Annotated in this window: 2 protein-coding genes; both read left to right on the forward strand. The window is 62.5% G+C overall.

Translation table 11 applies throughout. The annotated features are described in order from the left end of the window. Window positions 1-174: 174 nt before the first annotated feature. Window positions 175-1128: a hypothetical protein gene (locus tag ACYQ2W_RS24415; RefSeq protein ID WP_459873299.1), complete on the forward strand. Its 954-nt coding sequence runs from the start codon at window positions 175-177 to the stop codon at window positions 1126-1128. Continuing rightward, on the forward strand, window positions 1125-8519 hold a 7395-nt coding region (locus ACYQ2W_RS24420), incomplete at its 3' end, for a putative Ig domain-containing protein (protein ID WP_459873301.1). The genes ACYQ2W_RS24415 and ACYQ2W_RS24420, both read left to right, overlap by 4 nt.

The raw sequence follows: 8519 nt of genomic DNA on the forward strand, positions 1-8519 counted from the left end.
GGTTTTTCGGCGACGATTTTCAAGGAAACGGGCGGTGATCGGTATATCGTGGCGTTCGCCGGTGCGGAGCGGGTGGAATAAGATAAGGAGAGCCGGGTGTCGCATAGGATTCGAATTTGTCTGCTGCTTCTCTATACGGTTGTTCTAACGGGCTGCTTGGGGCAGGAGTTCGGGGTGGTGGACTCCGGGTTCCCGGCTTTCCGCGCGAAAACCTATTGGGTGGACGAGGATCACGTGCTGTATTCGGGTTACATCGGGCCGAAGCCGAGAAATGCCGAAGAATTTGAGAATACGCCCCGTGGGGTATACGTATGGGATGTTCGGGACGGAAGTAGAAAGATATTGAGTCCCGTGCCCAGCTATTTCTGTTTTTCGGATGGGAAAGCATTTTACTATCGCAGTAAATCCAAACGAGGCTATATGGCCCGCTGGGCCAACGGCTCGTTCCCGCCGGTGGATCAGCACGTTCCGCTGAGTTCGGGGCGGATTGATATTGCTGAGTTCGACTGTCTTAGAAAAGAGCGGCCGGCGGAAATGGTGGGTAGGAGATGGATTCCGCTGAAGATGGGGGATGGCTATCTCGATGGCGGAGATAAGACCATCGATTTGCAGGATGGTCTCCGGATGACAATGCGTGACGAGGATGGTCGGGTTGTATCAAATCTATCGATAACCGAACGTGTGTGGTCCCCCTATCGTTCATCCTACTATGAGTTTTCAGGTCGTTATTTTCTCAATCCAAGCGCCTTTTTTAAGCCCGACGTCAATCGATGGAAAAAGCAGGGCTGTGCCGACGGTTGGTGGTTGTCAAGGCGAGGAGAGCTCGAACGCGTATGCACAAGGATTCCCGAGTGGGCGCCCCATGGCGGGAATGGTGTTTATGTGCCGACGGCCGCGGGCATGTTGCTTAAAACTAGCAGAAAAGGTCGTCCTGGGCTCTATCTCATCCGGAAAGATCGGTACGCGCTACTTACTGCTGGTTATATAGATGGTATCGGCGTGTCGCCGAGCGGGTGCCGTATTGCTTTTTCCCATATGAAAAATCTGGAAGCCGGGCGGATGGGCGGGCTGGGGCAGCCTACCGTCATGATGATTGAACTATGTGACCCAGGGAGCAGAAATAAATGAGCGATAACTCTACACTACAACGTTTGTTGGAGGGGGCCGCGTCATCCTACGCTCGCGGAACCGAAGGTGTACCGGTCGGTTACCAGCGATACGGTGATCCTATCGAAAATCCCGATACGGGATTCTCGGCAACGATATTCAAGGAAACGGATAGTGACAGGTATATTGTGGCGTTTGCTGGTACCGAGCCGCAGACTCCGCAAGATCCATATTATGATATACAGCTTGGTTGGGGGCAGTGGTCACTGGCGCGTGATGAGGTGATTGATAGTGTTAATAGACTATTGCCGACAGCGTCCTCAATACAATTTACTGGCCACAGCCTCGGTGGCGCCCTCGCGCAGTACGCGACCTATGAATTCGTTCATGAACATCCGTTGGGATCCTTGTCCGCAGAGGTCACCCTCACGACGTTCAATGGCTTGGGGGGCGAGAGTGGCTTGGAGCAGAACTTTCGGGGAGCCGGTGATTCAGCTTACAACCCCGCTCTTCTCGACGGTCTCAATGCCCACCACTTCTACATCGACGGAGACCTGGTCTCCCGCCTCGGCGGTGGCCATGTAGGTGGCGCGACCTATCGCTTCGACAACGTGCTGGACCCGGCGGGGCGGCCGTTCGATCCCGGTGAGGGGCATCTGCTCGGTACGTTCGGTCCGCTGATCGCGCAGTCGGGGGGCTTCCCCACCACGCCGGCACCCATCGACTATCTCCAGATCGACAGTTTGCAGAAGAGTGCCGCGGCCATCAGTTCGCTGTTCAATGGCAACGAGGCGGGGCCGTATGAGGCGGGTGCCCGGCTGGCGGCTGGGGTCCTCGGTGCGGCCACTCTGGCGGTCAACGCACCGGGTGTGGGGGCGAACGCCGGTGAGTTGAACGAGGTGCTCCACGAGGTGGGACGTCACTTCGTGCAATCCGCGTCGTTCGATTCGCTGCCGGAGATCCAGCGCACGCTGTTTACCGAGCTGGCGGATCGTGACTGGGAGGCGCTGTTTCGGGAACTTCCCTTCGAGGGTGCCACGTCCGGTCTCAGCGGTGTCTTGATCTACCTGTCGTGGGTCAGTGACGTGTACGAGTCGGCGGGGGAGTCGCTGAGCGACGCGGTGGACCGGATGTGGGCGCCGGTGCGCGAGCTGCTCTCGAGTACGGGATTCGATCTTGGGAACAATCCTCTCTCCGACTTCACCGATCAATATGCCACGTCAGCTACCGAGGTGGCGAAGACGTATTTTGGCGAGGACATCGAACAGCCGGTCATCTCGCTTTCCGATCTGTCGTTGACCGAGGGGGAGCGAGCGACGCTGACTGTACAGTTGGACCGTCCCGCGGACGAGAACGGGCAAGCAGTGATCCTCACGGTCAGCGATACCGATCTGCTGCGGCTTTCCGGCGACGCTATCACCCACGTGGATAGCGATTCGGGACGTTACCGGTTGATCGTCCCCGCCGGCGCCGATTCGGTGGAGATAACGGTGGATGCGCTGACGGACGATGATCATTACGCGGACTTTTCGTTCATTCAGGCGGAGGGGATCCCGTTCTATGAGTTGAACGAGTGCTTTGGGGAAGCAGAACTGATCGTCTCCACGGTGGACATCTTCGATGCCGATGGGGGCGGTGAGGATGGGGGAAGGGAGGTGTCATTCAGCGCTGAGGGAGACGGTGTGATCCTTACGTTCTCCGAGAGCGGAACTCCCACGGTGTATGTTCCCAACGCGGGGCTCCCTGGTGGTGGTTCGATACAGGGATATCCGGATGACCAGACCGAGTTGGCGGTTCCGAACGGCGTAGATCGAATCATGACGCTCGACGGAAACGACGGGATTAAAGTTCCCGATATCGTGTCTTTCTCCGGTATCGTCCTCGACGGGGGGGATGGCGACGATTGGATCTGGGCGCTTCCCTATGATCCGGAAACCAGGTATTTCGGCGATGGCTGGTCGCGGTTTGGGCTTACTTACATTATCGATCCTGATATACCGATTCCGGAGGAGGGGCTAGGTGCGGTAATCCTTGGTGGCACTGGCGACGACCTGATTTTCGGTAGCCTGCGGGACGACCAGATCGACGGCGGAGCGGGTCATGAAGAAATCAGGTCCGGTATGGGGGACGACTCGGTTCGTGGTGGTTCGGGAAACGACTGGCTGGAAGCGGAGCAGGGTGACGACTTCGTTTTTGGAGAGGAAGGAAACGATTGGCTTCTCGGGGCCGAGGGGAGCGATTTCCTTTCGGGAGGCGTCGGCAACGATCGCATCTATGGGGATGATCGCGCCAGATATATGCTCCGCTGGTGGGGAGACCACGAAACGTACAGTACCTTCACGGCGGAGTCCTTCGGTTTTGGGCAGTTCTCCTCCCCGGCTCGTTTCCCAATGATCTGGGAGGTCGATGTTGAGGATGAGGGGGATGATGTCCTCGATGGTGGGGAAGGAGAGGACCGGCTCTACGGCGGTGGAGGCAACGATACGCTGTTGGGCGGTGACGGCAGCGATTACCTTCAGGGCGAAGCCGGTGCCGACGAGCTCTACGGCGGCAGCGGCGACGACCATATGTGGGGCGACCGATGGGATGAATCGCTCGCCGAGGATACGCGCGCGTTGAGCAGCGACCTTACACAGTTCGGGATAACGGTCGAGACCTATTGGAGGGATCCCTCGGACGGCCCGGAGCCGGCCGGGGACGACTATCTGTCGGGGGGGGCGGGCAACGATGTCCTGGTGGGAGGCGGAGGCTCGGATACGCTGGACGGAGGGGAGGGTCGAGATGAGCTCTACGGAGACGAGGGCGACGACCAACTGGAAGGAGGGAGTGGTGTCGACGTGCTTCGGGGAGGTGATGGCAACGATTTCCTGAGCGGTGGGGATGACGCGGACTACCTGATCGGCGGCGATGGGGATGACACTCTTGAAGGCGGCGCTCGCGGTGATTACCTGGCCGGCGGCGAGGGCGGCGACCGGTATCTTTTCTCCGGAGTTTGGGGCAGCGACGTCATCGAAGACGAGGCGGGAGAGAACGTCATCGTTTTCGGCGAGGGGATCAGCGCCGAGCAATTGGTGGTTCAACGTTCCGGTCAACAGGTGGTTATCGGTGACGGGGGGGGAGAGAACGGCATCTGGGTGCGAGGGTGGTTCAGCGGAGGAGGGGCGATCGATCGGGTGGAGTTTGCGGACGGCACGGTTCTGGACCGTGCCACCCTCACCGAGAGGGCGCTCCATGTTCGTGGGGAGGAGAACGCTTCCAACAGACTGGTAGGGTTGGACTCCACCGACGACTACCTGGAAGGGGGGAACGAAGGGGATCTTCTCTACGGTAACGGTGGCAACGACCGTCTCTTCGGCGGGGGGGGAGAGGATCGGTTGGACGGAGGGGCTGGCGACGACTTCCTGGATGGGGGGGAAGGGAGCGACCGTTATCTGGTGGGCGTCGGAGGGGGGCGCGACACGATCGACGACAGCGGTGGGAATGGCGAGGTCGACGTGGTTCAGTTCGCTGCGGGAATGCTCCCCGGTGAAGTGTCGTCGGAACAGGTCGGTGACGACCTGGTGCTTTCGTGGGGCGGGGAGGGCGAGGGGGCAACCATCACCGGCTATTTCCAGAACCCGGAGCGCTGGCGACTCGAGCTGGGCAGCGGGACCAGCTTCAGTCCCTCGGTCGGCGGGGGGACGGGTGAAGGGGGCGGGGAGAGCGAAGGCGGTGGGGGGAGCAGCTATATCGAGGAGCTGTGGACGGCATTCGAGCAGTACCACTTCGCGGATATGCTGGATACGGCCTCCCTTCTCCCGGACGACGGGGTGATCCCGTTCGACTATTCCGCCGAGGTGGTGGTTCGCCCGGACCTTGAGCAGGATACCCGCTTTCTCGAAGCGCAGGTTGCGCGTGGGGAAGAGGTGGAGTTGGGGCCGGAGGTGCCGGGCAGCGAGGGTTCCTGGGGAACGACGGAGTCGATATCGGGCTGCAATCCGCAGTATGAATTCGTGACCACCGTCGGGATGGAGGCGTATTTCGAGTCCCCGGGAACCTCCTCGTTCTCCTACCCGATGGTGGGAACCAGCTTCAGCGTCCAGCAGGTGAGCGGTGAGCTGATCCTGGGCAACGGGGCTCACATTCGTGAAGACGGGACCATCGCCTTTTATCCGGTGGGGCTGGCGACGGTCGGGTACTCGAGCGGTATCGACTATTCCATGGCGCTGTTGACGCAGGCCGATACCTTGAATGTCGTCCATCTCTCGGATGCGGACAACGATCCGGGGGAGGCGGTACGCACGGAGGTGTGGGACCCGGTACGTCAGGAGTATGTCCAGGCGGTCGATACGGGCGTCGGGATCGAGCCGATGATGATTGAGGGAGGGGGCGGTGATGACCTGATCGACGGTTCGGCAACGGCATTCGTAAGCGGGGGCGACGGCGACGACGAGATCCGTGGCGGTTCGTATATCACCGGTGGTTCCGGCGAGAATCGCCTGTACGGCGGAGATGGCGAAACGATCTACTTGATGGATTTCAGCGGCAGCGGGGTTTCGTTGATCCAGGACGACGGGGTGTTCAGCTCGGATCCGATCGGGAGCATGCTCGAAGGGTTGGGGTATACCGAAGACCAGGCCGTAGAGGCCTTGCATGGTTGGGATACGGGATTCATCCAGGACCTGGAAGAGGCCGGTACGCTACAGACGCTCGTGCAAGACGAAGCGTGGTTCAACGCCGCGATCGACTCCGTGGAGTTCGAGTGGGGAGACGATATCGAGGGGCGTCCGGCCATCGTAATCCGCTCCACCGAGACGGAAGAAGCCTCGGCAACCGTGTTGATGCGTGGAGAAGGGGATGTCATGGGGTTTGGCATCGAACGCTTCCGTTTCCTGGATGCCGAACTGACGCTCGATGAAGTGGTCGCCCGTTTGCCGGCGCGGGAACTCCCCGGGGCGGGGGCGGAAGACTCCGGCGATGACGGCGAATCGAGCGATGACGGGGACGGTGAAGGGGATGGCAGCTCCACCGGGGGAGGGGGCACGGACGGCGGGGACGGAACGATTCCCGACGGGGCGTTGGTCGGCAGTGACGACGGCGACACGATTGAGGGTGGTGAGGCGGATGATGCGATCTACGGCCTGGACGGCGACGACGAGCTGTTGGGGGCCGAGGGCAACGACCGGATCTTCGGCGGCGGTGGCGACGACGAGATCGGGGGAGGAATCGGGGACGATGTACTGGTCGGTGGCCCCGGCGAGGATGAGATCTCCGGCGGGGAGGGGAGCGATACCTACCGTTTCGCCCTGGGCGATGGAATCGACTGGGTGCTGGATCCGCTCGGCGCATCGGTGGTGGAGTTCGGCGACGGAATCGATCCGGAGGCGTTGTCGGCGGCCTACGCGACCCGTCCCGGGTTCGGCGACGAGGAGATCTACCTCTCCCTGAGCTACGGCGATGGGGACCAATTGAACCTGTTGGCCTTCAGCGCCGACGAGGAGGGCTACACCCCGTTCGGCGATGTGGCGTGGGCGACGCGCTTCGTCTTTGCCGATGGTCAGGCGTTCGATTTCGACGAGTTGGTTGCGCTACTCGGCCTGCCGACCGAACCGGGCGGGGAGTTCGAGGGGCTGGGGAGCGACGGACCGGACGAGCTCTACGGGACGGAGGCCGATGACCAGATCGAGGGTCTCGGCGGCGATGACCGGCTGCAGGGCTTCGAGGGGAACGATGTCCTGTTGGGAGGCGACGGCGCCGACACGCTATTGGGCGACGAAGGCGACGACTATCTGGAGGGTGGTGCCGGCGACGACGTGTTGATTGCGGGTTCCGGGGAGGATCGCCTGATCGGGGGGCCGGGTGACGACTGGCTCATCAACGACGACGGTGGTGGCCGGATGGAGGGAGGCGAGGGGGACGATGGGTACGACATCAACAACTCGCCCGGCCACACCGTGATCCGCGACACCGGCGGGTACGACACGCTCTCCTTCGAGCCCTACGAGGTGTTCGATCCCGAGAGCGGCGATGACCCCGAGGGCCCTCCGCCGCCCGAAGTCTACCGGGACGGGATGGATCTGGTGATCGCGACCAACGCCTTCCAGAGCATCACCTTCGAGGGGTGGTACGCCTCGCCCGAAAACCGGATCGAGGAGATCGGCAGTCCCTTCGGGTTCTTCGACGCCGATGGCCTGGAGGCGCTCGCTTCCGGTGCCGTCAACAGTGCGCCGCAGGTGGCCGGCGAGCAGCCCGACCAGCAGGTGACGCTTGGCGAGGCCTTTGCGGTGACGTTGGCGGAGGGGCTGTTCGTCGATGGCGATCCGGAGGACTACCTCACCTTCGGCGCCTCGCTGGCCGGCGAGGAGGGCGGAGAACCGCTGCCGGAGTGGTTGGCGTTCGATGCGGAGTCGGGGCAGTTCTTCGGCAATCCCGAAACGGCCGGTAGCTACGAGATCGTGGTGACCGCCACCGACCAGGGCGGTTTGAGCGCCGAGACCCGTTTCCTCATCGAGGTGGCCGCGGCCAATGCCGCACCGGTGGCGGGCGCCGCCCCCGGCGACGTGCAGGGCGTCGTCGGCGAAGCGTTGCAGTTCCAACTGCCTGCCGGGACCTTCACCGACCCCGATGCGGGTGACTCGCTCACCTACAGTGCGACGTTGGGAGATGGCTCGCCGCTCCCCGAGTGGCTGGCCTTCGACGGCGAAAACGGCACCTTCAGCGGAACCGGCGGCGGCGTGGGGCGCTACCTGATCGTCGTGACCGCCACTGACCAGGGGGGACTCTCCACCAGCGCCGGTTTCGCCCTCGAGGTTTCGCGGGCGCTGAATTTGGTTGAGGGCGGTGGCGGCGGGGATGCGCTCGTGGGGAGCGAAGGGGACGACCTGATCGTCGGCGGCAGCGGAAACGACACCCTCTCCGGCGGCGACGGGGACGACGTGCTGGTCGGCGGCACCGGCTCCGATACCTTGAGCGGCGGGGCGGGCAACGACCTGTTCCTGATGGGTAGCGCGGCCGATGCCGGTTTCCTTATTCCGGAGACGCGGGCGGTGGCGACCAAGGAGGCCGATACGGGCTACGACACCGTCAATGGCGGCGAGGGTTTCGACGAGGTGTTGGGCGGTGATGGCGACGACACCATCCGGTTCCACCGCTATACCGGCGAGAACACGGTGGAGCGGATCGACGGGGGCGCGGGGTTCAACGTGATCGCCGGCACCGGCGGCGGCAACGTCATCGACCTGAGCGCCACCGAGGTGCTGAACATCGCGCGGATCGATGCCGGTGGCGGCAACGATACGGTGAACGGTTCGGCCGGTGGTGACGTGATCGTCGGCGGTAGCGGTTCCGACACGTTGGACGGTGGGGCCGGCGACGACACCTTCGTCGTCGAGGGAACCGACGGCGGCTACGACCGCTTCACCGGCGGCGAGGGC

The sequence above is a fragment of the Endothiovibrio diazotrophicus genome, from assembly GCF_054657215.1.